This is a genomic window from Tropicimonas isoalkanivorans (genome assembly GCF_900112335.1).
Taxonomy (GTDB): domain Bacteria; phylum Pseudomonadota; class Alphaproteobacteria; order Rhodobacterales; family Rhodobacteraceae; genus Tropicimonas; species Tropicimonas isoalkanivorans.
The window spans coordinates 531,778-556,566 of record NZ_FOLG01000002.1; the positions used below are offsets into that span (position 1 = coordinate 531,778).

The 24,789-nt window shown below is 64.6% G+C and carries 28 protein-coding genes; 9 read left to right on the top strand and 19 right to left on the bottom strand.

Going from position 1 to position 24,789, the window contains the following annotated elements:
• Positions 1–124 precede the first annotated feature (124 nt).
• From BM075_RS06770 to aptA, 9 genes are all read right to left on the bottom strand, one after another.
• The gene (locus BM075_RS06770; protein ID WP_093359877.1) at positions 125–1,108 is read right to left on the bottom strand and encodes an ABC transporter substrate-binding protein; all 984 of its coding nucleotides are present in this window, start codon (positions 1,106–1,108) and stop codon (positions 125–127) included.
• Between the two features lie 51 nt (positions 1,109–1,159).
• Positions 1,160–2,011, bottom strand: coding sequence for an ABC transporter permease (locus tag BM075_RS06775; protein WP_093359878.1), 852 nt, complete (start codon positions 2,009–2,011; stop codon positions 1,160–1,162).
• Positions 2,008–2,940, bottom strand: a complete 933-nt coding sequence (locus BM075_RS06780) for an ABC transporter permease (protein WP_245758768.1) — start codon at positions 2,938–2,940, stop codon at positions 2,008–2,010. The genes BM075_RS06775 and BM075_RS06780 overlap by 4 nt, the downstream gene beginning before the upstream one ends.
• Before the next feature lie 71 nt (positions 2,941–3,011).
• Positions 3,012–3,836, bottom strand: a complete 825-nt coding sequence (locus BM075_RS06785) for an ABC transporter ATP-binding protein (protein WP_177208267.1) — start codon at positions 3,834–3,836, stop codon at positions 3,012–3,014.
• Positions 3,837–3,899: 63 nt separating this feature from the next.
• Positions 3,900–4,331: a VOC family protein gene (locus BM075_RS06790; RefSeq protein ID WP_093359880.1), complete on the bottom strand. Its 432-nt coding sequence runs from the start codon at positions 4,329–4,331 to the stop codon at positions 3,900–3,902.
• Complete coding sequence (hydA, locus tag BM075_RS06795; RefSeq protein ID WP_093359881.1) at positions 4,328–5,779, bottom strand: dihydropyrimidinase; 1,452 nt, start codon at positions 5,777–5,779, stop codon at positions 4,328–4,330. The genes BM075_RS06790 and hydA overlap by 4 nt, the downstream gene beginning before the upstream one ends.
• A gap of 107 nt (positions 5,780–5,886) precedes the next feature.
• Positions 5,887–7,137, bottom strand: a complete 1,251-nt coding sequence (locus tag BM075_RS06800; RefSeq protein WP_093359882.1) for a Zn-dependent hydrolase — start codon at positions 7,135–7,137, stop codon at positions 5,887–5,889.
• 14 nt (positions 7,138–7,151) lie between these two features.
• Positions 7,152–7,523, bottom strand: a complete 372-nt coding sequence (locus BM075_RS06805; protein WP_093359988.1) for an ACT domain-containing protein — start codon at positions 7,521–7,523, stop codon at positions 7,152–7,154.
• Positions 7,524–7,565: 42 nt separating this feature from the next.
• The gene (gene aptA, locus BM075_RS06810) at positions 7,566–8,891 is read right to left on the bottom strand and encodes an omega-aminotransferase AptA (protein WP_093359883.1); all 1,326 of its coding nucleotides are present in this window, start codon (positions 8,889–8,891) and stop codon (positions 7,566–7,568) included.
• A 175-nt stretch (positions 8,892–9,066) separates the two neighbouring features.
• Here aptA and BM075_RS06815 point away from each other — a divergent pair, with 175 nt between their 5' ends.
• Positions 9,067–9,705, top strand: coding sequence for a TetR family transcriptional regulator C-terminal domain-containing protein (locus BM075_RS06815; protein ID WP_093359884.1), 639 nt, complete (start codon positions 9,067–9,069; stop codon positions 9,703–9,705).
• A gap of 86 nt (positions 9,706–9,791) precedes the next feature.
• The gene (locus BM075_RS06820) at positions 9,792–11,186 is read left to right on the top strand and encodes a CAP domain-containing protein (protein ID WP_093359885.1); all 1,395 of its coding nucleotides are present in this window, start codon (positions 9,792–9,794) and stop codon (positions 11,184–11,186) included.
• 38 nt (positions 11,187–11,224) lie between these two features.
• Here BM075_RS06820 and preA read toward each other — a convergent pair whose 3' ends face one another.
• Together preA and BM075_RS06830 are read right to left on the bottom strand one after the other, a co-directional pair.
• Entirely contained in the window at positions 11,225–12,529 is a 1,305-nt protein-coding gene (gene preA / locus BM075_RS06825; protein ID WP_093359886.1) for an NAD-dependent dihydropyrimidine dehydrogenase subunit PreA, read from the bottom strand.
• A 13-nt stretch (positions 12,530–12,542) separates the two neighbouring features.
• On the bottom strand, positions 12,543–13,904 hold the full coding sequence (locus BM075_RS06830; RefSeq protein ID WP_093359887.1) for an NAD(P)-dependent oxidoreductase: 1,362 nt from the start codon (positions 13,902–13,904) through the stop codon (positions 12,543–12,545).
• A gap of 318 nt (positions 13,905–14,222) precedes the next feature.
• Between BM075_RS06830 and accB the strand changes: the two genes are divergently transcribed.
• The 3 genes from accB (at position 14,223) to aat (ending at position 16,769) form a co-directional block, all read left to right on the top strand.
• Positions 14,223–14,717, top strand: coding sequence for an acetyl-CoA carboxylase biotin carboxyl carrier protein (gene accB / locus BM075_RS06835; RefSeq protein ID WP_093359888.1), 495 nt, complete (start codon positions 14,223–14,225; stop codon positions 14,715–14,717).
• The gene (gene accC, locus BM075_RS06840) at positions 14,717–16,063 is read left to right on the top strand and encodes an acetyl-CoA carboxylase biotin carboxylase subunit (protein ID WP_093359989.1); all 1,347 of its coding nucleotides are present in this window, start codon (positions 14,717–14,719) and stop codon (positions 16,061–16,063) included. The genes accB and accC overlap by 1 nt, the downstream gene beginning before the upstream one ends.
• Before the next feature lie 70 nt (positions 16,064–16,133).
• Entirely contained in the window at positions 16,134–16,769 is a 636-nt protein-coding gene (aat, locus tag BM075_RS06845; RefSeq protein WP_218152819.1) for a leucyl/phenylalanyl-tRNA--protein transferase, read from the top strand.
• Here the strand turns inward: aat and BM075_RS06850 are convergent.
• From BM075_RS06850 to BM075_RS06870, 5 genes are all read right to left on the bottom strand, one after another.
• A complete protein-coding gene (locus tag BM075_RS06850; protein WP_342741236.1) occupies positions 16,733–17,089 on the bottom strand; it encodes a DUF2155 domain-containing protein in 357 nt (118 codons plus the stop codon). The genes aat and BM075_RS06850 overlap by 37 nt on opposite strands.
• On the bottom strand, positions 17,086–17,538 hold the full coding sequence (gene mlaD / locus BM075_RS06855) for an outer membrane lipid asymmetry maintenance protein MlaD (protein ID WP_093359891.1): 453 nt from the start codon (positions 17,536–17,538) through the stop codon (positions 17,086–17,088). The genes BM075_RS06850 and mlaD overlap by 4 nt, the downstream gene beginning before the upstream one ends.
• Before the next feature lie 53 nt (positions 17,539–17,591).
• A complete protein-coding gene (locus BM075_RS06860) occupies positions 17,592–17,978 on the bottom strand; it encodes an NADH:ubiquinone oxidoreductase subunit NDUFA12 (RefSeq protein WP_093359892.1) in 387 nt (128 codons plus the stop codon).
• A gap of 190 nt (positions 17,979–18,168) precedes the next feature.
• The gene (locus BM075_RS06865; protein ID WP_093359893.1) at positions 18,169–18,552 is read right to left on the bottom strand and encodes a RidA family protein; all 384 of its coding nucleotides are present in this window, start codon (positions 18,550–18,552) and stop codon (positions 18,169–18,171) included.
• Positions 18,553–18,684: 132 nt separating this feature from the next.
• Positions 18,685–19,620: a hydrogen peroxide-inducible genes activator gene (locus BM075_RS06870; RefSeq protein WP_093359894.1), complete on the bottom strand. Its 936-nt coding sequence runs from the start codon at positions 19,618–19,620 to the stop codon at positions 18,685–18,687.
• A gap of 251 nt (positions 19,621–19,871) precedes the next feature.
• Here BM075_RS06870 and BM075_RS06875 point away from each other — a divergent pair, with 251 nt between their 5' ends.
• Entirely contained in the window at positions 19,872–20,099 is a 228-nt protein-coding gene (locus BM075_RS06875; protein WP_177208268.1) for a YdcH family protein, read from the top strand.
• 54 nt (positions 20,100–20,153) lie between these two features.
• Entirely contained in the window at positions 20,154–20,402 is a 249-nt protein-coding gene (locus tag BM075_RS06880; protein ID WP_093359896.1) for a hypothetical protein, read from the top strand.
• A gap of 50 nt (positions 20,403–20,452) precedes the next feature.
• Here the strand turns inward: BM075_RS06880 and clpX are convergent, their stop codons facing one another.
• From clpX to BM075_RS06895, 3 genes are all read right to left on the bottom strand, one after another.
• Positions 20,453–21,715: an ATP-dependent Clp protease ATP-binding subunit ClpX gene (gene clpX, locus BM075_RS06885; RefSeq protein ID WP_093359897.1), complete on the bottom strand. Its 1,263-nt coding sequence runs from the start codon at positions 21,713–21,715 to the stop codon at positions 20,453–20,455.
• Positions 21,716–21,894: 179 nt separating this feature from the next.
• Entirely contained in the window at positions 21,895–22,527 is a 633-nt protein-coding gene (locus BM075_RS06890; RefSeq protein WP_093359898.1) for an ATP-dependent Clp protease proteolytic subunit, read from the bottom strand.
• 309 nt (positions 22,528–22,836) lie between these two features.
• Positions 22,837–23,349, bottom strand: coding sequence for a DUF2267 domain-containing protein (locus BM075_RS06895; protein WP_342741237.1), 513 nt, complete (start codon positions 23,347–23,349; stop codon positions 22,837–22,839).
• A gap of 322 nt (positions 23,350–23,671) precedes the next feature.
• On the opposite strand from BM075_RS06895, the gene BM075_RS06900 reads away from it, so the two are divergent.
• Both BM075_RS06900 and BM075_RS06905 read left to right on the top strand, forming a co-directional pair.
• A complete protein-coding gene (locus BM075_RS06900) occupies positions 23,672–24,139 on the top strand; it encodes an SRPBCC domain-containing protein (protein ID WP_245758759.1) in 468 nt (155 codons plus the stop codon).
• Positions 24,140–24,225: 86 nt separating this feature from the next.
• Positions 24,226–24,588 carry a cupin domain-containing protein gene (locus BM075_RS06905; protein WP_093359900.1) on the top strand — a complete coding sequence of 121 codons (363 nt, stop codon included), beginning with the start codon at positions 24,226–24,228 and terminating at the stop codon, positions 24,586–24,588.
• The last annotated feature ends 201 nt before the right edge of the window (positions 24,589–24,789 follow it).

Below are 24,789 nucleotides of genomic sequence, written 5' to 3' on the forward strand. Positions count from 1 at the left end.
GGCCATCCGCGAGGCGCCCGCCAGTCAGACGGCATGTCTCAACATTCAACGCTGACCCCGCCAGCGGCATAAAAAAGGCGCCGTTCCGACCGGAACGGCGCCCCTTTCTCGCAAGACAGGTCGGTTAGTTCAGAGCCTTGTCCGTGACGTCGTGGGTCCAGGCGCCCTCGGGCTCCTTGGTGATCACCGGGTCGGAGCCGCCGCCCAGAAGGGTCTCCACCGTCCGCTCGTAGTCGGCCGGGTCAAGCGCGCCGTTCGAGCCAGCGGTCAGCTTGGCCACCTCGCCCATCATCCGCTTTTGATGCGTCTCGGTCTGGGCGCCCGTCTCGTCGTTGTCGAGCACGATCATGGCCGCCTCGTCCGGGTTCTCCTCTGCCCACTTCCAGCCCTTCATGGAGGCGCGCACGAAGCGGGCCATCTTGTCCACGAATTCCGGGTCCTCGAGGTTCTCCTCCAGAACGTAAATACCGTCCTCCAGAGTGGCGACGCCCATGTCCTCGTACTTGAACGTGATCAGCTCCTCAGGTGTCACGCCCGCGTCGATCACCTGCCAGTATTCGTTGTAGGTCATGGTCGAGATGCAGTCGGCCTGACGCTGCAACAGAGGGTCGACGTTGAAACCCTGCTTGAGAACGGTCACGCCCTCCTCCCCGCCGTCGGTCGGGATGCCGAGTTTGCTCATCCAGCTCAGGAACGGGTACTCGTTGCCGAAGAACCAGACGCCGATGGTGCGGCCCTTGAGGTCTTCAGGCGTCTCGATCCCGGTATCCTTCCAGCAGGTCAGCATCATGCCCGATGACTTGAACGGCTGGGCGATGTTCACCAGCGGCAGCCCCTTTTCGCGGGAGGCGAGCGCAGACGGCATCCAGTCCAGCACGACGTCGGCGCCACCGCCGGCGATCACCTGGGCGGGCGCAATGTCCGGGCCACCGGGCTTGATGGTGACGTCGAGGTCCTCTTCCTCGTAGAAGCCTTGGTCCTGGGCGACGTAGTAGCCGGCAAACTGTGCCTGCGTGACCCATTTGAGCTGCAGCGTCACCTCGTCGGCCGCCTGGGCCCCCGAGGCCAGAGCGAGCGCGGCAACGGTGCCGGTCAGTAGTGTCTTCATGGGATGATCCCTCCTGTTGGTCGTCCTGTTGGTGTGTTTATGGTTTTGATCTCATTTTCGTCTTTGCGACGGGTGCCAGAATGTCACGAGGCTCTCTACGAAGGCAACGAACCCGTAGAAGGCCGACCCCGCGATGGCTGCGACGAGAATTTCCGCCCAGACCATGTCGAGTGCAAGCCGCCCCACCTCCGTGGAGATGCGGAAACCCATGCCGCGGATCGGAGAGCCGAAAAATTCGGCAACGATCGCCCCGATCAGGGCCAGGGTTGTCGAAATCTTGAGCCCGTTGAAGATGAACGGCATTGCAGCAGGCAGGCGCAATTTCAGCAAGGTCTGCCAGTAGCTTGCCGCGTAGGTGCGCATTAGGTCCCGCTGCATCCTGTCGGTCGCGCGCAGGCCCTCGACCGTGTTCACGAGGATCGGGAAGAAGACCATGACCACCACGACGGCTGCCTTCGACTGCCAGTCGAAGCCGAACCACATCACGAGGATCGGTGCGATGCCGACGATGGGAAGCGCGGCCATGAAGTTCCCGACCGGCAGCAGGCCTCGCCGCAGGAAGTCGCTCGCGTCGACAAGCAGCGCCACCGCGAAGGCCGCGACCGCGCCGATTACGTAACCCGAAAGCGCCCCCTTGATGAACGTCTGCACGAAGTCCTCGCGCAGGGTGCCAAGGTTGGCCTGAAAGGTCTCCCAGATCGCCGATGGCGCAGGCAGGATCACCCCTGGCACGTTGAGGCCGCGCGTGATGCCTTCCCACAGCACGAGCAGCGAGGCCCCGAATAGCATCGGCACGACAAAGCGTGTGAGCGCCTGATCGCGGCCTTCGCCGTTGGCCATGGCAACGTTCAAAGCCGAAGCGCCAATCAGAAAGGCGATGGACCAGCCAAGGATGTAGTTCATCGTGCCATCCCCATCCGCTTGAGTGTCACCCCCTGGATCGCCCCGATGATGCCGACCAGCACCGCCGCAAGGATCGCCGCCGCGAAGAGCGCTGCCCAGATCTGAATTGTTTGCCCGTAGTAGGACCCCGCCAGCAGCCGCGCGCCGAGGCCCGCCACCGCACCCGTGGGCATCTCGCCCACGATGGCACCAACGAGCGCGGCCGCCATGCCGATTTTCATCGAGGTAAAGAAGTAGGGCATCGAGGACGGCAACCGCAGCTTCCAGAACGTCTCGGATTGCGAGGCACTGTAGGTCCGGAGAAGGTCGAGTTGCATCGCGTCCGGGCTGCGAAGCCCCTTCACCATCCCGACCGTGACCGGGAAGAAGCTCAGATAGGCCGAAATCAACGCCTTCGGAATGAGCCCGGTGATGCCGATGGAGTTGAGCACCACGATAATCATCGGCGCAATGGCAAGGATAGGGATCGTCTGGCTGGCGATCGCCCAGGGCATCACTGCCATGTTCATGACCCGGCTGTGCACGATGCCGACGGCCAGAGCCACCCCGGCCACGGTACCGATAGCGAAACCGAGCACCGTGGCGCTCAGCGTCACCCAGGCGTGATAGATCAGGCTGCGCTTGGAGAATGCACGGCCGCGCAAGACCATGTCTCCGGTGGAGTTCCACAATTCCTGACCGACCTGATGCGGTGCCGGAAGGCGTGGCCGTTCCTGGCCGAAGGTCGCGCCGATGTGGTCTGAATTGCGAAAGACCAGCCCGATTGCGCTGGCGTCCCGGCGTTCGATGGCCGACGGCGGATCGATCACCGCACCGGCCCGCTCGGCCTGGGTCAACGCCTCCTTAATGTTCATCGGCACGCAGGCGACGTACCAAAGCGCGATGATCGCCGCGACGACGACGACGACGGGCACCAGCGCGGCGCTCATGCGCCGAAGTCCGGCACCGACGGCACCCCCACGGGCGTGATTGGCAAGAGCGACGTCAGCCATGGTGCACCTCAGTCGTCATACGCATGGCCCGCCCGCAGCCCCTCGCGCACGCGATGCGCGATGGCAAGGAACTCCGGCGTATCGCGAATATCGAGCGGCCGCTCGCGCGGCAGCGTGCTCTCGATCACGTCGGTGATCCGACCGGGCCGCGGCGACATCACGACGATCCGTGTGGACAGGTAGACCGCTTCCGGGATCGAGTGCGTCACGAACCCGATGGTCTTGCCCGTCCGGTCCCAGAGCTCCAGGAGTTGCTCATTGAGGTGATCGCGGACGATCTCGTCCAGCGCCCCGAACGGCTCGTCCATCAGCAGGATGTCAGCGTCGAAGGCCAGCGCGCGGGCGATGGAGGCCCGCTGTTGCATCCCGCCCGACAGTTGCCAGGGGAACTTGCCGCCGAACCCTTCGAGGTCCACCAACTTCAGCACCCGGTCCACGTGCTCGTCCTGCTCCGCTTTGGAAAAGCCCATGATCTCCAGCGGCAGCTTGATGTTCCGGGCGATCGTTCGCCAGGGATAGAGGCCCGCGGCCTGGAAGACGTAGCCATAGGCGCGCTCGCGGCGGGCCTCGTCCGGCGTCATCCCGTTGACGGTGATCGCGCCCCCGGTCGGATGCTCCAGCGCCGCCACGACCCGCAGGAAAGTTGTCTTCCCGCAGCCAGAGGGCCCGATGAAGCTGACGAAATCCCCCTTGTTGATCGTGAGGTTCACATCCCGAAGCGCCTGCACCGGCCCGTCGTTCGTCTGGAACGTCAGGTCAAGTTTGCGCGCCTCGATAACGACGGGGGACGCGGCGGCGGCCTCTGTGCCTGCCTCCAAGCTATCCGTTTGCATACCGGTTTCCATCGTCCCCATTTCTGTTGATCGACGCCATCTCGGCGTAAGATCGTCCCACGGTCATTCCAGGCCCCACAACTTGGGCTCCGCGAACTCAATGCTGTTGCCGGCGGGGTCCCTGACATACAGAGACCGTGCGCCGTTCGGCCAGGCGAAGTCGGCATCGATAGCGACCCCTTCGGCCTCGAGGTGCTTCCGCATGACCGCCTGATCTGAGGCACTCATCGCGAAACAAATATGCCCCTCCCCCGTCGCCCCATGTGTCGGCACGGGAAGCGCCCCCTCCGCAGGCGCGACGCGCGTGGCGGACGCAACGAAGGTGAGAACAACCCCTGCCCCGCAGCGAAAGAACGCGTGCCGGCCGTCGACCCGGGCGATCCGCTGCAACCCGAGAACACCCGCGTAGAATGCCTCCGTCGCGTCGAGGTCTTCGACGTAGACGGCCGACTCCAGAACACCCGATATGGCGGGAACCGCACTCACCGAGGTCATACGCCACTCGCCGGGATGCCGCTGCGCTCCACCGGACGCGGCGCCGTCAGCTCCTTCCAGGTCGACAGAGCCTTGTTGACCGTGCCGTTGGGCGCGCGCGCCACGAATTCACCGTGGCCCTCCTTCGGCTTCACCTCACCGTCTGCCACCGCAACCCGGCCCCGGGTCAGCGTATAGCGCGGCAGGCCCGTCACCTCCTTGCCTTCGAAGACGTTGTAATCGATGGCCGACTGTTGGCTGCCGGCCGAGATGGTCTTTGTCTTTTCCGGGTCCCAAACGACGATATCGGCATCGGCCCCAACCATGATCGCCCCCTTCGTCGGATAACAGTTCAGGATCTTCGCGATGTTGGTCGACGTCACGGCCACGAATTCGTTCGGCGTCAGCCGCCCCGTGTTCACGCCGTAGGTCCACAGCATCGGCAACCGGTCCTCCAGTCCGCCGGTCCCGTTCGGGATCTTGGTGAAATCCCCGACGCCATAGCGCTTCTGCTCCGTCGTGAAGGCGCAGTGATCCGTCGCCACGACCGAGAGCGAGCCGGACTGCAACCCGGCCCACAGGCTGTCCTGGTGTTGCTTGTTCCGGAACGGCGGCGACATCACGCGCCGCGCGGCATGATCCCAGTCGGTGTTGAAATACTCGCTTTCGTCCAGCGTCAGGTGCTGGATCAGCGGTTCGCCCCAGACGCGCTTGCCCTGCATCCGGGCCCGCCGGATCGCCTCGTGGCTCTCCTCGCAGGAGGTATGAACCACGTAGAGCGGCACGCCGGCCATGTCGGCGATCATGATCGCCCGGTTCGTTGCCTCGCCCTCAACCTGGGGCGGGCGGGAATAGGCGTGCGCTTCCGGCCCGGTGTTGCCGTCGGCCAGTAGCCTGGCTGATAGTTCCGCCACCACGTCGCCGTTCTCCGCATGGACCAGCGGAATGGCACCCAACTCCGCACACCGTTGGAACGACGCATAGAGTTCGTCGTCGTTGACCATCAGCGAGCCCTTGTAGGCCATGAAATGCTTGAAGGTCGTGATCCCGCGATCCACCACCTCCTTCATCTCGTTGAATACCTGCTCGCCCCACCAGGTGATCGCCATGTGAAAGGAGTAGTCGCAATGCGCCCGGGTGGACTTGTTGTCCCACATCTTCAGCGCATCCAGCAGCCCCTGCTGCGGGCTCGGAAGGGCGAAATCCACCACCATCGTCGTCCCGCCGGCCAGCGCCGCCCGCGTTCCACTTTCGAAATCGTCGCTGGAATAGGTGCCCATGAAGGGCATCTCCAGGTGGGTGTGCGGGTCGATCCCGCCCGGCATGACGTAGCAGCCGGAGGCATCCAGCACCTCGTCGCCCGCGAGATCCGGCCCGATCTCCACGATCTTGCCACCCTCGATCTTCACATCCGCTGTGTAGGTCAGGTCGGCCGTGACGATGGTTCCGTTTTTTATGACTGTGGTCATTCTCTAGTCTCCCTGCACGAGCACGGCCTGCCATCCGGCGATCCATGCTCGTTCTTGTTGGTCAAAATACCCCGGGGGTCCGGGGGCAGCGCCCCCGGCCTCTCCGCCTAGTCCACGATCTCCGCGGTCTCCAGCACCGCGTGGCACAGCACCTCCGCACCAGCGGTGGCCCAGTCCTGCGTGATCTCCTCGGCCTCGTTGTGCGACAGCCCGTCCACACAGGGGCACATGATCATCGTCGTCGGCGCCACCTTGGCCGCCCAGCAGGCGTCGTGGCCGGCACCGGAGACCAGGTTCATGTGGCTGTACCCAAGTTTCTCGGCAGCATTGCGGACATTGTCCACCAGCTCCGGCGTGAAGGTCACCGGGTCGAAGTGGCCAACCCGCTCCACCTCGCAGCCAACACCGAGAGCGTCGCAGATCTCCGCCGCGCGCGCCTCGATCTCGTCGCGCATTCCGTCGAGCTTCTCCTGGTCCACCGTACGAATATCCACCGTGAACACCACCTTGCCCGGCAGCACGTTGCGCGAATTGGGCGAGAAGGTCACCTGCCCCACACCGCCAACGGCGTTGGGCTGGGCGCGCATGGCCACCTCTTGTACCATCTCGAAAATGCGCGCCATGGCGAGCCCCGCGTTCACCCGCATCTCCATCGGCGTGGAGCCGGTGTGCGCTTCCTTCCCGGTCAGCGTGAACTCCAGCCACCACAAGCCCTGACAGTGGGTGACGACGCCAATGTCCTTGCCCTCGGCCTCCAGGATCGGCCCCTGTTCGATGTGAAGCTCGTAATACGCATGCATCTTGCGCGCACCGACTTCCTCGTCGCCGACCCAGCCGATACGCTTCAACTCGTCGCCAAAGGTTTTGCCTTCCGGGTCCTTGCGCCCATAGGCGTAGTCAAGCGTCAGTTCCCCGGCGAAGACGCCGGAGGCCAGCATGGCAGGCGCAAAACGCGCGCCTTCTTCGTTGGTCCAATTGGTCACGACGATCGGATGCTTCGTCTTGATGTCGAGATCGTTCATCGTCCGCACCGCTTCCAGCGCGCCGAGAACGCCGAGAACCCCGTCGTACTTGCCGCCAGTCGGCTGAGTGTCCAAATGGCTCCCCATATAAACCGGCAGGGCGTCCGGGTCCTCGCCCGGGCGCGTGGCGAACATCGTACCGAGCTTGTCCACACCAAGCGTCATCCCGGCGTCTTCGCACCATTTCTGAAACAGCGCGCGTCCCTCGGCGTCGGCGTCCGTCAGCGTCTGGCGGTTGTTGCCGCCTGCCACGCCGGGGCCGATCTTGGCCATCTCCATGATCGTGTCCCACAAACGGGCGCCATTGATCTTCAGGTTTTCACCGGGTGCGGCCATGAGTTTCTCCGTTCTCAGCTTTTGCCTTCCGATCCGTCGGCAAGCGCGCGCAGCACGTCCATAGCTGCATCCGCGTCCGCCTCCGGAACGAAGACGTGATCGTGATGGTGGGCGGCCACCATGTTGCAAGCAATGCCGCTCCGGGCGAGCGCCCCGGCCACAGCGGCAGTCAGCCCGACGCCATCCAGCGCCGACGGCACATCCAGCGTGATCTGCCGCATGGCGAGGGGCGCGCCGGGGTCAGCCGGAAGGATCACCGAAATCCCTTCGCGCTCCCGAAACATCCCCTGCGCCTGTGGCAGGGCCTCCGCCAGATCGGCGGCGTCGTTGAGGGTGCGGAAGGCGAAATGGCCCGGCACGAGACGCGGCGCCATGCGCCTCACCATCTCCGGGCCATCTGACACGCGTTCCGTCACCCCCTCGGCGCCTCAGTCCAGAGCGTTCAGCACATCGCGGAGCGTGCCGATCAACTGGTCGATATGTGCCTTCTCGATGATGAGCGGCGGGCTCATCGCGATGATATCGCCGGTCGTGCGGATCAGGCAGCCCTTGTCGTAGGCATCGAGGAATGCCTGGAAGGCCCGTTTCGTCGGCGCGCCCGCGATTGGCTCCAGTTCAATGGCGCCGATGAGGCCCATGTTCCGGATATCGATGACGTGCTTGCAGTCTGCCAGCGAATGCAAAGCGTCTTCCCAGTAGGGGGCCAGTTCCGCTGCGCGCTGGAACAGCCCCTCCTCGCGATAGAGTTCCAACGTGGCGATTCCGGCCGCCGACGCGATCGGACTGCCGGAATAGGTGTAGCCATGGAACAACTCGATCATGTGTTCCGGTCCGGTCATGAAGGCGTCGTGGATCTCTGCCGTGGCCAGGACCGCGCCCATCGGGATGACCCCGTTCGTCAGCCCCTTCGCCGTCGTAATGAGATCCGGCATTACGCCAAAATGCTCGGCGGCGAAGCTGGACCCGAGACGCCCGAAGCCCGTGATGACCTCGTCAAAGATCAGCAGAATGCCGTGCTTCTTCGTGATTTCCCGCAGCCGCTCCAGGTAGCCTTTTGGCGGCAGCAGAACGCCGGTGGAGCCCGCCATCGGCTCCACGATCACGGCCGCGATGGTCTCCGGGCCGTGAAGCGCGCAGAGCCGTTCCAGCTCGTCTGCAAGGTAGGCGCCATGTTCCGGCTGGCCGCGCGTCATGGCGTTTTCCGGCAGATGGGTTGCAGGCAGATGGTCCACGCCCGTCAACAATGTCCCAAAAAACTTCCGATTGTTGACGATCCCGCCGACGGAAATGCCACCGAAGTTTACCCCGTGATACCCGCGTTCGCGCCCGATCAGGCGCGTGCGTTGCCCCTCGCCGCGGGCGCGGTGGTAGGCCAGCGCGATCTTCAGCGCCGTTTCGACGGACTCCGATCCGGAGTTGGTGAAGAACACATGTTCGAACGGCTCCGGCGCCATGTCCCGCAAGGCGGATGCCAGCTCGAATGCCTTGGGATGGCCCATCTGGAACGCCGGGGCGTAGTCCAGTTCCGCCGCCTGGGCCTGGATCGCTTCCACGATCTTCGGCCGCTTGTGCCCGGCGTTGCAGCACCAAAGGCCGGCCGTGCCATCCAGCACCTGTCGTCCGTCGTCAGTCGTATAATGCATGCCGTCGGCGGCCACGAACATTCGGGGCGCCTTCTTGAACTGGCGATTTGCGGTAAACGGCATCCAGAACGCACTGAGATCGTTCGGTGCGGGTTTGCGATCGAGCGCCATGGTGTCTCCCTGCTGGCAGCCCTTCTTTCGAGGCGGCGGCGTGAATGTTTGACCAAATGGTCAGGAACACGCTACCACGGGTCAAGGGCCAGTCAAGCGTGCCGCTCCGAAGCGCGAGGGCCGACCCGGACAAGCCCCGGAAATCCGGGCAGGTTGATGGAATTTTGAGCGTAGCATGAACGAGACCGGCCCGTCTTCCCGCATTCCGACTCAGCCGCGCACCCGCATCCAGCGGCGCAATCACAAAGCGATCCTGGATGCCGCGCTCGACGTGTTTTCGGCCAGGGGGTTCCGGGGGGCCACCGTGGACCAGATCGCACTTGCCTCCGGCCTCTCGAAACCCAACCTGCTCTACTATTTTCCGAGCAAGGAAGCGATCCACCAACAGCTCCTGTCCGAGCTCCTCGATATCTGGCTGGACCCCCTCCGCGCGCTCGATCCGGAGGGCGATCCGATCTCGGAAATACTCGCTTACGTCCGCCGCAAACTGGAGATGAGCCGACAGATGCCGCGCGAAAGCCGACTCTTCGCCAACGAGGTGCTACAAGGGGGCACCCACCTTTCCGATACGCTTTCCAAGGTTCTCAAACCGCTGGTCGATGAAAAGGCCGACGTGATCCGGCGGTGGAGCGATGAGGGCCGGATCGCGGCCGTTCACCCCCATCACCTGATCTTTTCGATCTGGTCACTGACCCAGCACTACGCCGACTTCGACGTTCAGGTGCGGACCGTCCTGGGCAATGCTGAGCCGGACCCTTTCCCCGAAGCAGAAAAATACCTCGTCACGCTGTTCACGCGGCTCCTGACACCGTGATGCGGCCTACCTGCCATCCGTGATACTCTGCGCCGAGCACACCGAGGCACGGGCGAACCGCGCACCGGAAAACGGAGGCGGCCCACATGGCCCAGGCGAGCGCATTCGAGCAGTACCTTCTTGAGCAAATCAACCACGCGCGCCTTGCGCCGCAGGAAAATTTCGCCCGCTATATATCATCTTATGACCCGCTGATGTCGGCGGAACAGAGCGTTCAGACCGCACTGACGTGGTACGACGTCTCCGGCTCGGTATTGCAGCGGCAAGTGCGCGCTCTGCAACCGACCGACCCTGTTGCTTGGAGCAGCGCGCTGAACGACGCCGCGACCGGTCACAGCGAACAGATGGTCGAGACCGGCATCCAGGCGCATACGATCGGGCAGTCGACCGTGGTGTCCCGCATCGGTGCCGCCGGGTATGCGTTCACCGCCCTCGCGGAGAACGTCTGCGCTTATGCCGACTCCGCGCTCCATGCCCATGCCGCGTTCATGGTCGATTGGGGCAGGACCGATACCGGCATTCAGGACGGCGCCGGGCATCGGACCAACATAATGAACCCCACCTATCGCGAGGTCGGCATCGGTGTGGTCGAGGGCGTGGATCGGGCGTCCGCGGATGTCGGCCCCAACGTCGTGACACAGGACTTCGGCACGTCCGTCGGCCTGCCGGAGACGATCGTTCTGGGCGTGGCGCGCGACGAGACGGACGGCGACGGGTTCTATTCCATCGGCGAGGGTCGCGGCGGCGTTTCGGTGCGCATCGCCGGAGGGCAGAGCACCACGACCGCGAAGGCCGGCGGCTATCGGCTGGACACCTCAGAGGGCGAGCAAACAGTGATCTTCTCCGGCGGCGGGCTCGACCGGGCCGTCAAGGTGATCGCCGACCTGCACGCCGGCAGCGCCAAGCTCGACCTCGTCGATGGCCGCCTGCTGGAAACGAGCGTGGACCTGACCCTGGGCAAGGGCGCCCGCAACGCGGCCTTCATTGGCGACACAGGCACGACGCTCACCGGGAACGGCGCGAAAAACCGGCTGGAGGGCAACGGGCTCGGCAATGACCTCTCGGGCGGGGACGGGAATGACAGGCTTTTCGGGTACGGCGGCAGTGACAGGTTGGCGGGCGGGCGCGGCGCGGACGTCTTGAAGGGCGGCAAGGGAAGGGACGACCTGCTCGGGCACGGCGGCAACGACATTCTGGATGGCGGCACTGGAAACGATCTTTTAACGGGCGGTAAGGGCGCCGACACGTTCCGATTCGGCGGCCGGGCCTTCGGGACGGACACGATCACCGATCTCGGTGCGACCGACATGGTCGAGATTTCCGCGAAGGGAGAGGCCGAGACGCGCAGCACCTTGAAGGCCGCGTTGACGAACGGTCCGGATGGCGCGGTTTACGACCACCTTGGCGATGGCGAGAACGTCATTTTGTTTCAGGGAGTTGCCCGTGCCGACCTGGATCTCGGCCAGTTCGATTTCGGATAGAAAAAGGCCGCGCAGAGTGTACTGCGCGGCCTTTTGAGTCACTCGGCGGCTTGCGCCGTCGGGTTGTTCGGGTGGGTGGTCCAGTCCCCGAACTTCGCCGGAACCTTCTCGCCCGTCCGCTCGTCCATTTCACCGGCATCGAGGCGGCGCATGGTGATGCAGTTCTCCACCGGGCAAACGTTGACGCACAGGTTGCAGGCGACGCACTCGCTGTCGTCCACTTCGAATACGCGACCCTCCTTCATCAGAATCGCCTGGTGGGACGTGTCCTCGCAGGCGGCGAAGCAGCGGCCGCACTTTATGCACGCATCCTGATCGATCTGCGCCTTCGTGACGTAGTTCAGGTTCAGGTACTGCCAGTCCGTCACGTTCGGCACCGCACGCCCCGTCACCTCGGCCACGGAGGAATAGCCCTTGCTGTCCATCCAGGACGATAGCCCCTCGATCATCTCTTCGACGATCCGGAAGCCATAGGTCATCGCCGCGGTGCAGACCTGTACGTTCCCAGCACCGAGAGCGAGGAATTCAGCCGCGTCCCGCCAGGTCGTCACCCCACCGATGCCCGAAATCGGCATGCCAGCCGTTTCGGCGTGGCGAGCGATCTCGGCCACCATGTTGAGCGCAATGGGCTTTACCGCCGGGCCGCAATATCCACCGTGGGTGCCCTTGCCGTCGATGGTGGGCTCGGGCGCCATCGCGTCCAGATCCACCGCCGTGATCGAGTTGATCGTGTTGATCAGCGAAACGGCATCCGCCCCGCCGCGCTTGGCGGCCTCGGCAGGGTAGAGGATGTTGGTGATGTTGGGTGTCAGCTTCACGATCACCGGCATGCGGGTGTACTGCTTGCACCAGCGCGTCACCATCTCGATGTACTCGGGCACCTGCCCCACGGCGGACCCCATGCCCCGCTCAGCCATCCCGTGCGGGCAGCCGAAGTTCAGCTCGATGCCGTCGGCGCCGGTCTCTTCCACGTGCGGCAGGATCGCCTTCCAGGCCTCCTCCTCGCAGGGAACCATGAGGCTCACCACGACGGCGCGGTCGGGATAGTCCCGCTTCACCGCCTTGATCTCCCGCAGGTTCACCTCCAGCGGGCGGTCGGTGATGAGTTCGATGTTGTTCAGCCCCAGAAGCCGCCGGTCCGCGCCCCAGATCGCTCCATAGCGGGGGCCATTGACGTTGACCACCGGCGGCCCTTCGGAGCCGAGGGTCTTCCACACGACGCCGCCCCAGCCGGCCTCGAAAGCGCGGCGGACGTTGTACTCCTTGTCGGTCGGCGGCGCGGAGGCCAGCCAGAAGGGGTTGGGCGACTTGATGCCGACGAATTCGCTCGCGAGATTTGCCATTGATGCGTCTCCCTTATTCCGCCGCGACGGCGGTTTCGCCGGTCAGAACGGCATGGATGTCCTCTGCGGCGTCCCGCCCGTTGGCGACCGCGGTCACTGTCAGGTCGTCCCCGCCCGCGGCACAGTCTCCGCCGGCCCAAACATTCGGAAGCGACGTCCGGCCGGGCCCGGTCACGACGATCTTGCCTTCCTCGGTTTCCAACACCCCCGGAACGCCCGTGAGTGCCTGACCGATGGCCTTGAACACCTGGTCGGCGGGAAGGGTGAAGGTCTCCGCAGACGTCCGCAGGCCCGTCGTGTCCTCCTCGGTATAGGCGAAAGTGACCGACGAAACGGTCTGGCCATCCTCCGAATTCAGGGCGACCGGCTGCGCGTTGAGAATGATCTTCACCCCCCGCGCCGTCGCCAACTCCTGCTCGAAGGTGGAGGCGGACAGCTTCTCGCGGCCACGCCGGTAGACCATGGTCACGTTCTCCGCCCCCAGCAGCTTGCTCTGGATGGCGGCATCCACCGCGGTCATGCCGCCCCCGATCACCACCACCTCGCGGCCGATCGGCAGCTTGGACAGATCCTCCGCCTGCCGAAGCTCCGCAATGAAATCGACGGCGTCGCGGACGTGAGCGTGCTGTTCGCCTTCCACACGCAATGCATTCACGCCCGGCAGGCCGATGCCGAGGAAGATTGCGTCGTACTCTTTCTGCAGCTCGTCGAGCGTCAGCCCCTCCCCAAGCTTCTGCCCCGTCCGAAGCTCGATGCCGCCGATCTGCATGAGCCAGTCCACCTCGAAGGAGGCGTAATCCCCGGGCGTCTTGTAGGCGGCGATACCGAACTCGTTCAGCCCGCCAGCCTTTTCGCGCGCATCGTACATGACGACGTCGTGGCCCTTCATCGCCAGCCTGTGCGCACAGGAAAGGCCCGCCGGCCCCGCACCAACGACGGCAACGCGCCTGCCGGTCGACGCCGCGCGCTCAAAGGGGTGGATGCCCTGTGCCATCAGGTGATCGGTCGCATAGCGTTGCAAATGCCCGATCTCCACTGGTTTGCCCTCTGCCACCTCGCGGACGCAGGCTTCCTCGCAGAGTGTCTCGGTCGGGCAGACACGCGCGCACATGCCGCCGAGGATGTTCTGCTCCAGAATCGTGTGGGCAGCATCGTCTGGCATGCCGGACTGGATCTGCCGGATGAACATCGGCACGTCGATCTCCGTGGGACAGGCCGTCGTGCAAGGCGCATCATGGCAGAAATAGCATCGATCGGCCGCGACATGGGCTTCGTGCGCCGTGAACGGCGGGTGAAGGTCGTCGAAATTGCGGTTGTAGCTGGCCTGGTCGAGCCGGCCCGGGACGATTCCCGGCGTTCTCTGGCTGTGTTGCATCGCGCAAACCCCTGCTGGAGACATTTTATTTCTCTGACGCTGGCACAGGTCGATTTTTTTATCAAACGGTAAATTTTCGGCAGTCCCGTTTCGATACGATGGTATCACGGAGTGCCTAGTTTCCGAGCAGGATTGTCCATCCGGTGACCGTCGCAGGGACGGCTTTCTCCCAAAATGAGCCAATCCGCCGGAGCAAGCGATCAAATGTCGCCTTAAAACGCGTCAACGGAAGCGTGCATTTACGTAAAGCTCCCTTTTAACGGTCCGGCCCTTCCGCTACATGGGGGCGTAATTCGCAGAGCAAGGGCAAGGGACGAGATGGCCACGAAGAGTCAGGACGCGGATGTCGCCTTCATCGAGGCACTGGCGGAGTTGTTACGCTCCAAGGAGTTGACCGAACTGGAGGTCAAGCGCGAATACGGCGAAGGCGACAGCCTGAACGTCCGCGTATCCCGGCAGATCGCGCGGGAAGCCCCGGTCGCCTATGCCGCCGCACCCGCCCCGGCCCCTGCCTTGATTCCGGCCCCGGCGGCCGAAGGTGAACCGGCCGCCGCGCCCATCGAAGACCCTGCGCAGCTGCCGGGGGCCGTAACCTCGCCCATGGTCGGCACCATCTACATGGCGCCGGAGCCCGGCGCGTCCAACTTCGTCGAAGTCGGTGATCACGTGACCGAGGGTCAGACGATACTGATCGTCGAGGCCATGAAAACGATGAACCAGATCCCCGCGCCGCGGTCCGGCGTGGTGAAGCGCATCCTCGTCGAGAACGGCGCCCCCGTGGAATTCGGCGCCCCGTTGATGATCATCGAATGATGTTCGAGAAAATCCTGATCGCCAACCGCGGCGAAATCGCCTTGCGCGTCATCCGCGCCTGCCGCGAGATGGGAATCCGGTCTGTCGCCGTCCATTCCACCGCTGACAGCGACGCAATGCACGTACGCCTCGCAGACGAGAGCGTCTGCATCGGCCCGCCGCCCTCCTCCGAAAGCTACCTGTCCTTCCCCGACATCATCTCCGCCTGCGAGATCACCGGGGCTGACGCGATCCACCCCGGCTATGGCTTCCTGTCGGAAAATGCGGCCTTCGTGCAGATCGTCGAAGATCACGACATCACCTTCATCGGCCCCACGGCGGAGCATATCCGCATCATGGGCGACAAGATCACCGCCAAGGAAACGATGAAGAACCTGGGCGTGCCCTGCGTGCCGGGCTCCGATGGCGGCGTGCCCGATTACGAGACCGCCGTGACCGTGGCGGAGGAGATCGGCTATCCGGTCATCATCAAGGCCACCGCCGGCGGCGGCGGGCGGGGGATGAAGCTGGCGAAGACGCCCGCAGACCTCGAGACCGCCTTTCGCACCGCCCGTGCCGAGGGCAAGGCCGCCTTCGGCAACGACGAAGTCTACATTGAAAAATACCTCGGCCAGCCGCGCCACATCGAGATCCAGGTATTCGGGGACGGCAAGGGCAACGCTGTGCATCTCGGCGAGCGTGACTGCTCGCTTCAGCGACGCCACCAGAAGGTGCTGGAAGAAGCCCCCGGCCCCGTGATCGACCGGGAGACCCGTGAACGCATCGGCGGGATCTGTGCCGACGCCGTGTCGCGGATCAACTATATCGGCGCGGGCACCATCGAGTTCCTCTACGAGAACGGCGAGTTCTACTTCATCGAGATGAACACGCGCCTTCAGGTGGAACACCCCGTCACAGAGGGGATTTTCGGGGTCGACCTCGTGCGCGAGCAGATCCGCGTGGCCCAAGGCCTGCCGCTGTCGTTCGCTCAGGAAGAACTGGAAGTGAACGGCCACGCCATCGAGGTGCGGATCAACGCCGAAAAGCTGCCGAACTTCACCCCCTGCCCCGGCACGGTCGGCATGTTCCATGCCCCCGGCGGCCTCGGCGTGCGGATGGATTCGGCGCTCTACGGCGGCTACACGATCCCGCCCTATTACGACAGTCTCATCGGCAAGCTCATCGTGCACGGGCGCGACCGGCAGGAGGCGCTATCCCGCCTCGGACGGGCGCTGAACGAGATCGTCATCGAGGGCATCGACACCACGTTGCCGCTCTTCGACGCGCTCCTGGCGGAACCCGACATCCAGACCGGGAATTACGACATCCACTGGCTAGAAAAGTGGCTGGCGGCCCGGGGCGCCTGACCCGACCGCTTCGCCCCCTGCGGCGCCTGTCCGACGGGAGAGCGGAGGTCTGGCAATCGGGCGGGCGCGCATGAAGCTCACCCCCGAGGTGCTCCTGCGCGCCTATGCCTCCGGCATTTTCCCGATGGCGGAGGGGCGGGAGTCCGCGGAGGTGTTTTGGGTTGAGCCTAGAATGCGGGGAATATTTCCGCTCGACGGCTTCCGTATCTCGCGCTCGCTGCGACGCACGATCCGCAAGGGGCCGTTCACCCCCCGAGTCAATACCGACTTCGCCGGCGTTGTGACGGGCTGCGCCGACCGGCCGGAAACCTGGATCAACCCGACAATCTTCGAGCTGTACCTGAAGTTGCACGCCTCCGGACACGCCCATTCGCTCGAGGTATGGGAGGAGGATGCCTTGGTGGGCGGCGTCTACGGCGTGGCGCTCGGCGGGGCCTTCTTCGGGGAGAGCATGTTTTCGCGCCGCACCGACGCCTCCAAATTCGCTTTGGCGTATCTGGTGGATCGGCTGCGGCAGGGCGGGTTCCAGCTCTTCGACACCCAGTTCCTCACGCCGCATCTCGCAAGCTTGGGCGCCGTCGAGATCACCCAATCGGCATACCGTGAAATGCTTGCCGGGGCGCTCCGCATCCCGGCGGATTTCATGTCACCGGGGGCGCTTCCGTCGCCTCACTCCCTGTTGCAGCGGAGCAGCCAGACATCGTAGCGCGGGTGATCCAGCGCATGTAGAGCCGGTGACGAGGCGATCATCCAGCCAGAGAACGCGGGCCGGTCTATGGACTCGTCGCGAATTTCCACCCAGCCGAAGGCGTCGGAGTTGGGGTTCTCCGCGGGATAGCGGCATTCCCCCATGGTGATGCCGAGCCGGCCGAACGGCCGCGTCTCGCCACGTGACAACCGAATGTCCGTGGTCACCCCGGTCACCTTGTCGAGCAGGCGAAGTTCCCCACCGGGCGCGGAGTTCGTGGCCTGCTGCGCCATGGCGGGCGCCGCGGCGAGCAACAGCACGGCAACCCACCGCATCATCCGTCCTCGGACGACGACACGAACTTGGCGAGCAGGCCCAGAAGGCTGAGCGCGCCTTGGGTGTCCTCGATCTCGCCGCCGGGTTCGAGGTTGAAGGGCGAGCCACCCGGCACAAGTTCCACGAAGTTCCCGCCCAGAAGGCCCTCGGAGGAGATCGCGATGGAGCTGTCCTCGGGCACCTCCAGGTCGCCGTCGACGTTCAGCGTCATGTCGGCGCGAAACGTCTGCCGGTTGAGGTCCAGCCCCGTCACCGTTCCGACCTTGACGCCCGCCAGCCGCACGTCGCTGCCCACGGCGATCCCTTCGGCAGACCGAAAGCTGGCGTTCAGATCGTAGCCGTCCCGCGGGGACGTGGTGACGCCCCCACCCTGCGCGGCATAGACGAAAAAGCCGACTGCCACGGCCAGGGTCGCGGCACCGGCGATGATCTCTCCGGGGCTTTCAGACATACTTTCTCCTGCTCATCGCGCACATTGCCGCCCGCGGTCTCCGCAGAGATCCGTCATTCGGGCGACCAGGCCTCGTAATCGCGGCGCTCTGCCGGCTCGACCCAGTGGAGCGAGCCCGCGGGCTTGTAGGACAGCTCGGGGGACCAGCTCAGGTTCTCCTGGTGCGGCTTCTCCCATGGTTTGCGGGCCAGGGGCTTCTCGCTCGGCGGGTCATCGTACATCCGATGCAGCCAGCCGTGCCACTCGGGCGGCACTCGGCTCGCCTCGATCTCGCCGTTGTAGATCACCCAGCGTTTCTTGTCGTCGCTGGTGCGGTAGTAGACATTGCCCTGGCCGTCCTCGCCCACCTTTTCGCCGTGGCGCGACGTGAAAAGCTGCGTGCCATAGGTCTGCCCGTCCCACCACGTGATGGCGCGAAGCACCGAATTCAGGATGCCCATGAATGCCTCCGGATACCTGTCGGGCTCCGGTATGGACCAAGTGGAGACGGACGTCCAGAGACAGGGCGGCGCATGGGGCGACCAGGCGCGGTGTCCCACGCTGGGACGTGACGGCGGCCATTGATTCTGCTGAAAAATCTCGCCGGCATTTACCGAAACTTAACGATATCCCCACACCGCCGACGCGGCCTCAGGCGGGAATTCGCGCTGTGGCCTCGATCTCGATCCGCATCTCCGCCGCCTGCAGTCCGGCGACGATCATCGTGGCGGCCGGTCTTGCGGTGGCGAAGGCGTCCCGCGTGAGGGGCCAGCAAGCGGGCCAGTCAGCGGGATCGGGCAGGATGTAGCGGACGCGGACCACGTCATCGAGAGTCGCCCCGGCCTCCGCCAGCGCTCGGCCGATGGTGGCCAGCGCATTGGCACACTGATCCTCAATCCGCTCCGGCATGGACATGGTGGCGTAATCGTAGCCGGTGGTGCCCGCGACGAAGACCCAGCCATCGCAAACCACCGCGCGGGAATAGCCGATCTCGGCCTCGAAGGGGGAACCGGAGGAAATCTGGGTGCGAGTCATCTGGGCCTCTGAAATATCGACCGGTGACGGGATCATAGCGCGGCCCCTACAGACTGGAAGATGGCACGTAACCCCAAGGCCCTAATCGGCCCCGCCGCCCCTTGCGACGCCGGGCAAAGCCCTCCTCCGGGCTCAGCTTTCCATGCTCACCAGACCGCCGAAGTTTTCCCGCGCGACGGCCCTGATCACGTTGGCGATCTCGGCGAAGGCGGCATTTTCTCCCGCGGTCTTGCGCCAGACCAGCCCGATGGAACGGGCGAGCCGGTCACGCCGGAAGGGCACCGTCACCACATCGCCGTCGGGGACCGAAACCTCGGACTGTACGTAGAGCACCGGGAGGAAGGAAATCCCCATCCCCATCGCCACCATCTGCCGAAGCGTGTCGAGGCTGGTGCCCTGATAGTCCTGACTGAGCGTCGCGCCGACCTGTTCCGCAACATCCGCGATCTGCGAATGAAGTGCGAAGACGCTGGAAAGCGCGAGTATGTTCTCGCCGCCGAGGTCGGCATCCGTCACGCCGCGCCGGCCGGCGAGAGGGTGATCTCGGGCGACCGCGAGACGCAGCGGCTCCCGGTACAGACGCGTGACCACGACGTCCGCCGATGGAACCGGCAATTGCACCAGGATCAGATCGTGTCCACCGGAGAGGAGATCCCGCAGGAGGTCGCGTGGCGCACCGTCCCGGATGAATATTCGCAGCGCCGGGTAGAGTTCGTGCAGACGCCGCACCACCTTGGGCAGAAGATAGGGACCGGACGTGGGCGTTGAGCCGAGACGGATCGTCCCGGCAAGTCCCGTCCTGATCCGGTCGGACGTCTCCGTCAGCGCCGAGACCTCGCCGAGGATCCGCCGGGCGCGGGCCAGCACCTCCCGGCCGCCGGGCGTCAGCACCGCGCCGGCCCGGCCGCGCTCCACCAGTTGCAGGCGCAGAACCTCCTCCAGATTGCCGATCTGAAGGCTCAGCGACGGCTGGCTGATGCCGGCGCGCTCCGCCGCCTTCCGGTAGTGGCCTTCCTCCGCCAGGGCGACGAAGTACCGAAGCTGCTTCAGGGTCGGCAGACGGTCCATCTGATAGTTTTTTCCAATCGAATTATCACAAAGGATAGTCTGGCACCTTTATCCGGCCGACACCAGATCGGATCGTGTCACATCCGGCAATCGGCAGAGAGGCGCGAAATACTTGAACGGACGAAACCAGCCGCAACCCGCAGAGGTGCGGTCATCAGCGATGCTCACGCCCCCCGTCGAGCAGTTCGCGACCGGATTCGCCGGGCCGGATGTGGCACGACAAGGTTCACCCACGACGAAGGAGACGCGAAATGAAGTACAGGGACATACCCAAATCGATGTCGCAGGCGGCCCGCATCGAGTCCGTGCAGCGACGCCACCGGCAGCTTGACCTCCAGATTGCGGAGGAGCAGAGCTGTGCGTTTGTCGACTCCACACGAATTGCCCAGCTCAAGCGGGAGAAGCTGCGTCTGAAAGACGAGTTGGCGCGCCGTCAGGGCGTGCTGCGCACGCTCTCGCGGCTGTCCGCGGCAAGCTAGACCCAAGCCAGCGACGGCGCGAGCCGAACCGGCACCAAGAGGAGATCGTTAGGAATGTACGTCTTTGGTTGGAACACCGTCATGGGCGCGTCGCGCGTCTTTCATTCGAGGGACATCTCGGAACTGATGGAAGCGACCGCCCGCGGACTGGACGAGGACAGCAACGATGGCGCCGAGGCCGCGGCCCGGGTTCATCGGCCGCACCGGCAGCAAGGCACGCCAGAGCACCGAGACGGCGTTTCGGCCTTGGGAAGGTGCCGCGAACGCTCTGGCGGCGATCTGCCGCGCGATGAGATTGCCTGACGAAACAGAGCAGGCGGGCGGCGTCGGACACCGCCCGTCAACCGCGCCTGTCAGCTCGCCGAGGCGCTGTCCTGGTTCTCGGCGTAGATCAGCAGGGGCTGGGCGTCGGAGGTGACCGATTCTTCGTTCACCACCACCTCGTCCACGCCTTCCAGGCCGGGCAGGTCGAACATGGTGTCGAGCAGGATGTCCTCCATGATCGACCGCAGGCCGCGCGCGCCGGTCTTGCGCTCGATGGCACGGCGGGCGATGGCGCGGAGCGCGTCGTCGGTGAAGGCCAATTCGGTGTCTTCCAGCTCGAACAGGCGCTGGTATTGCTTGACGATGGCGTTCTTGGGCTGGGTCAGGATGGTGACCAGCGCGTCCTCGTCCAGGTTTTCCAGCGTCGCGATCACCGGCAGGCGGCCGACGAATTCGGGGATCAGGCCGAACTTCAGCAGGTCTTCCGGCTCAAGCTGCCGGAACAGCTGGCCGATGTCCTGATTGCCCTCGTCCTTCACGTCCGCGCCGAAGCCGATGGCCGAGCCCTTGCCCCGTTGGGCGATGATCTTGTCGAGCCCGGCGAAGGCGCCGCCGCAGATGAAGAGGATGTTCGTGGTGTCGACCTGCAGGAATTCCTGCTGCGGATGCTTGCGCCCGCCCTGCGGCGGCACGGAGGCGACGGTGCCTTCCATGATCTTCAGCAGCGCCTGCTGGACGCCCTCGCCCGAGACGTCGCGGGTGATCGACGGATTGTCCGACTTGCGGGTGATCTTGTCGACCTCGTCGATGTAAACGATGCCGCGCTGCGCCCGCTCGACGTTGTATTCCGAGGCCTGGAGCAGCTTCAGGATGATGTTCTCCACGTCCTCGCCGACGTAGCCCGCTTCGGTCAGCGTCGTTGCGTCGGCCATGGTGAAGGGCACGTCGAGGATGCGCGCCAGCGTTTGCGCGAGGTAGGTCTTGCCGCAGCCGGTGGGGCCGATCAGCAGGATGTTGGACTTCTGCAGCTCGATATCGGCGGATTTTCCGGCGTGGTTGAGCCGCTTGTAGTGGTTATGGACCGCCACCGAGAGCACCCGTTTGGCGCGCTGCTGGCCGATCACGTAATCGTCCAGAACCTTGCAGATCTCGGACGGCGTGGGAACGCCGTCGGAGGCCTTCAGCCCGGAAGACTTGGTTTCCTCGCGGATGATATCCATGCAGAGTTCGACGCATTCATCGCAGATGAAGACCGTCGGACCTGCAATCAGCTTGCGCACCTCGTGCTGACTCTTTCCGCAAAAGGAGCAGTAGAGAGTGTTCTTGCTGTCGCCACCGGATGAGTTCGCCATACCAATCCTCTGGGGCCTTGGCCCCTTTGTCCTGACCGTTCCCGCGTGAAAAAGGGCGAGAGCGGCTTCCTTCGCCTCGTCCGGGAAAGACTATGGCAGCCCCCTCCGGTGCACAATGCCGAAATGCGGCCGATCGCGGTGGCGGCGCGCGGCCGCCACACCGGATCGCCGCGCGGGGGTCAGTTGTCCTTCGCGGCCTCCACGGCCTTCCGGCTTTCGACGATTTCGTCGATCATGCCCCATTCCTTGGCCTCTTCGGGCGACATGAAGTTGTCCCGCTCCAGCGCCGCCTCGACCTTTTTCAGGGGCTGGCCCGTGTGCTTCACGTAAATCTGATTGAGCCGGTCCTTCAGCTTCTGCGTCTCCTGGGCGTGGATCATGATGTCGGTCGCCTGCCCCTGGTAGCCGCCGGAGGGCTGGTGCACCATGATCCGGCTGTTGGGCAGCGAGAAGCGCATCCCGGACTCGCCGGCGGCCAGCAGGAGCGAGCCCATCGAGGCCGCCTGCCCCACCACGAGGGTGGAGATCTTGGGCCGGATGTATTGCATCGTGTCGTAGATCGACAGCCCCGAGGTCACCACGCCGCCGGGGGAGTTGATATACATGGAGATTTCCTTGGAGGGGTTCTCCGCCTCCAGGTGCAGCAGCTGCGCCACGATGAGCTGGCTCATGCCGTCGTGGACGGGGCCGTTCACGAAGACGATGCGCTCCTTGAGAAGGCGCGAGAAGATGTCATAGGCACGCTCGCCACGGCTGGTCTGCTCGACGACCATCGGGACGAGGTTCATGTAGGTCTCTACGGGGTCTTGCATGGAGGTTGCCTCGTTGGGGGCGGTCGCTCGCGCAAACGCCGCTGAAATGCTGCCCAGAGTCTTAGTATCGGCCACCGGGGGCTGCAAGGGTGGCTCTGGCAGGCGTCACATAGTCCTGCCTCTTGGGCGGTGAAATATCGTTTGAAAACAGTAATGCGGAAGTTCGGCTCCGCGCCGAGATTGCCTCTTTCGTCAGAAAGGTTTGCCTCTTTCGGGCCGCGCGGCGCTCGTCAGCGTCCGAAGCTGCCGTTCAGGCAGCACGCGGCGAACGGCCGGAAGGAGCCCAGAGTGACAGATGCTGCAAAGCAGCTAGATGATCCTTTGCTCTAGCTCGGCAGGATCGGCGACATCTACTTGCCAAAAGTCGCGCGCTTCGGCCGGTAGCTTCGCTAACACTCGCTCGAAGTCTCTCCGGTTGGTGGTTCGCCGAACCGCCCATGCCGTTGCCTCAATGGCATTGTCCGGCGTTAGGTTGTGGTTCACCCTCACCGCTTTGACCTCGGAAACGAGCTTTTCGCGGTCATAAAATTCAGCGCGGGGTTCCGTAACATCCCAGTTGTGCACGAAAATCGCACGAAGAACGCTCGGCAGGACACTTGCGAATTCCAAACCCTCTTGAGCGTTCAAACGACGCCGAAACACTTGTAGGACCGCATCGACCGCCGTGTACGCCATGTTGTCGGACTCAAGGGACATGCGCTCTTTCACATCATCGAGGAAAGCGCGCCATTCCTTGGAAGCGTGTCGATAAGTCCATGGCATTGGCATGGGTAGCTGGTTCCCTTCAACGGCATCGTTTCCCACACCGATATCGAAATTCACGAGATTGGTCGAATAAACGAATGACCGTTTCGCCCCGCATAACCGACGCTCGGGCCAGCCGCAGGGAATGGCCGCTTCAGCGCAGTCGCCCGGTCAGAGGCAACGCTTCTGACGAAAAGGGCAGACCTATCTGCTCCTGTCCAGGCTCTGCGGCGGGGATTTGACAGGGTCGGCCGCCGAGGGTTACGTTTGGTAACTCACGTAGCAATCCGCTCCAGGGCTCGGCCCCCTCTGTCCGACCGTTCGGCGCTGTTTTCCGTTTTCTCGCCCCCCTTGCCTTCCCAGGCCGGCCTCTGCAGACCCATCTTTCGAGGAGGTGCCCATGCCCGCCACCCTGACGATCGTTCGCAAGTCCGTCGTTGTTCCCATCGCGCCCGATGCCGCATTCGCCCTGTTCACCGAGGGGCTGCAGACGTGGTGGCCGGTGGAGACGCATTCGATGTCGGCCTCGGAGGGCAAGCTGCCGCTGGCGCTGGACATGGAGCCGCGGCTTGGCGGGCGCATCCGGGAGACACGCCATGACGGCGAGCCGATGGAATGGGCGACGCTCACCGCCTGGGAGCCGGGGCGCCGCCTGACGCTCGACTGGTACGTGGGCCGCCACCCCTCCCAGTCCACTGAACTTGACGTGCGCTTCGAGGCGACCCCCGAGGGCGGCACGGACGTCGGCCTTGAGCACACGGGGTTCGAGCGCCTCGGGCCGGCCGGCGAAGCCTCCGCGGTCAATTACGACGAGGGGTGGGATCTGGTCCTCGGCGAGCGCTTCACGCGGGCCTGCGCCGGCCGTTAGACCGCGCCTTCCCCCCGATGCGTGCTGGACAACCGGCCGGGAGCGTGGTCACTTTCGGGCATTCATTGTACCGGGGGGAAGCGGGAATGCAGTTTTTACACCTGACAGAAGACAACGACGGGATCTCGCATTTCTCCGAGGTTCCGATCCAGATGGCCGCGACCGACTTCGCTCCGCCCGCGCCGTCCATGCCGGTTTCCCCCAGCGAGCCCGCGACGGCGCTTCTGTACCTCGTGCTGCCGGCGGGATGGAGCGGGGAGAAGCATCCCTCCCCCAGGCGGCAGGTCGCCTTTTGCCTGGCCGGGCAGCTCCGGGTCGAGGCCGGAGACGGGGAAACCCGCGAGATCGGCCCCGGCGGGATCTGGCGCATGGAAGACACCGATGGTGCGGGGCACACGACGTCGGTGATCGGGCCGGAGAACGTGCAACTGGCGATCGTCCAGCTCTAACGGTGTCGTCCCGTCCGTGTTTTTGAGATGAGCGAAGGACCGGACGCCCGCGTGGCTGGTCGGCGGGTTCAGCCGTCGACGACGGGGGAGCAACACCGCCCCGTTGCGTAGCGGCGGCTGGATGGCGCGCTTCGCCTTGCCGTTCTTTAGGCCACGTAAGGCCGTGTGAGTTTGCGAGCGAGCCTCAGAAAGCGCGGCGCG

Excerpts from the sequence above, each read along its gene's own strand:
- BM075_RS06790 (WP_093359880.1), bottom strand. The coding sequence starts at position 4,331 with ATGACCTCGGTGAGTGCGGTTCCCGCCATATCGGGTGTTCTGGAGTCG.
- clpX (WP_093359897.1), bottom strand. The coding sequence starts at position 21,715 with ATGGCGAACTCATCCGGTGGCGACAGCAAGAACACTCTCTACTGCTCC.
- BM075_RS06880 (WP_093359896.1), top strand. The coding sequence starts at position 20,154 with ATGTACGTCTTTGGTTGGAACACCGTCATGGGCGCGTCGCGCGTCTTT.
- BM075_RS06890 (WP_093359898.1), bottom strand. The coding sequence starts at position 22,527 with ATGCAAGACCCCGTAGAGACCTACATGAACCTCGTCCCGATGGTCGTC.
- BM075_RS06780 (WP_245758768.1), bottom strand. The coding sequence starts at position 2,940 with ATGAGCGCCGCGCTGGTGCCCGTCGTCGTCGTCGTCGCGGCGATCATC.
- hydA (WP_093359881.1), bottom strand. The coding sequence starts at position 5,779 with ATGACCACAGTCATAAAAAACGGAACCATCGTCACGGCCGACCTGACC.
- BM075_RS06870 (WP_093359894.1), bottom strand. The coding sequence starts at position 19,620 with ATGGACCGTCTGCCGACCCTGAAGCAGCTTCGGTACTTCGTCGCCCTG.
- BM075_RS06800 (WP_093359882.1), bottom strand. The coding sequence starts at position 7,137 with ATGGCCGCACCCGGTGAAAACCTGAAGATCAATGGCGCCCGTTTGTGG.
- BM075_RS06900 (WP_245758759.1), top strand. The coding sequence starts at position 23,672 with ATGCCCGCCACCCTGACGATCGTTCGCAAGTCCGTCGTTGTTCCCATC.
- BM075_RS06905 (WP_093359900.1), top strand. The coding sequence starts at position 24,226 with ATGCAGTTTTTACACCTGACAGAAGACAACGACGGGATCTCGCATTTC.
- preA (WP_093359886.1), bottom strand. The coding sequence starts at position 12,529 with ATGGCAAATCTCGCGAGCGAATTCGTCGGCATCAAGTCGCCCAACCCC.
- accB (WP_093359888.1), top strand. The coding sequence starts at position 14,223 with ATGGCCACGAAGAGTCAGGACGCGGATGTCGCCTTCATCGAGGCACTG.
- BM075_RS06820 (WP_093359885.1), top strand. The coding sequence starts at position 9,792 with ATGGCCCAGGCGAGCGCATTCGAGCAGTACCTTCTTGAGCAAATCAAC.
- BM075_RS06805 (WP_093359988.1), bottom strand. The coding sequence starts at position 7,523 with ATGGTGAGGCGCATGGCGCCGCGTCTCGTGCCGGGCCATTTCGCCTTC.
- aptA (WP_093359883.1), bottom strand. The coding sequence starts at position 8,891 with ATGGCGCTCGATCGCAAACCCGCACCGAACGATCTCAGTGCGTTCTGG.
- aat (WP_218152819.1), top strand. The coding sequence starts at position 16,134 with ATGAAGCTCACCCCCGAGGTGCTCCTGCGCGCCTATGCCTCCGGCATT.
- BM075_RS06865 (WP_093359893.1), bottom strand. The coding sequence starts at position 18,552 with ATGACTCGCACCCAGATTTCCTCCGGTTCCCCCTTCGAGGCCGAGATC.
- BM075_RS06785 (WP_177208267.1), bottom strand. The coding sequence starts at position 3,836 with ATGCAAACGGATAGCTTGGAGGCAGGCACAGAGGCCGCCGCCGCGTCC.
- BM075_RS06830 (WP_093359887.1), bottom strand. The coding sequence starts at position 13,904 with ATGCAACACAGCCAGAGAACGCCGGGAATCGTCCCGGGCCGGCTCGAC.
- BM075_RS06775 (WP_093359878.1), bottom strand. The coding sequence starts at position 2,011 with ATGAACTACATCCTTGGCTGGTCCATCGCCTTTCTGATTGGCGCTTCG.
- BM075_RS06770 (WP_093359877.1), bottom strand. The coding sequence starts at position 1,108 with ATGAAGACACTACTGACCGGCACCGTTGCCGCGCTCGCTCTGGCCTCG.
- BM075_RS06875 (WP_177208268.1), top strand. The coding sequence starts at position 19,872 with ATGAAGTACAGGGACATACCCAAATCGATGTCGCAGGCGGCCCGCATC.
- mlaD (WP_093359891.1), bottom strand. The coding sequence starts at position 17,538 with ATGTCTGAAAGCCCCGGAGAGATCATCGCCGGTGCCGCGACCCTGGCC.
- accC (WP_093359989.1), top strand. The coding sequence starts at position 14,717 with ATGTTCGAGAAAATCCTGATCGCCAACCGCGGCGAAATCGCCTTGCGC.
- BM075_RS06815 (WP_093359884.1), top strand. The coding sequence starts at position 9,067 with ATGAACGAGACCGGCCCGTCTTCCCGCATTCCGACTCAGCCGCGCACC.
- BM075_RS06850 (WP_342741236.1), bottom strand. The coding sequence starts at position 17,089 with ATGATGCGGTGGGTTGCCGTGCTGTTGCTCGCCGCGGCGCCCGCCATG.
- BM075_RS06860 (WP_093359892.1), bottom strand. The coding sequence starts at position 17,978 with ATGGGCATCCTGAATTCGGTGCTTCGCGCCATCACGTGGTGGGACGGG.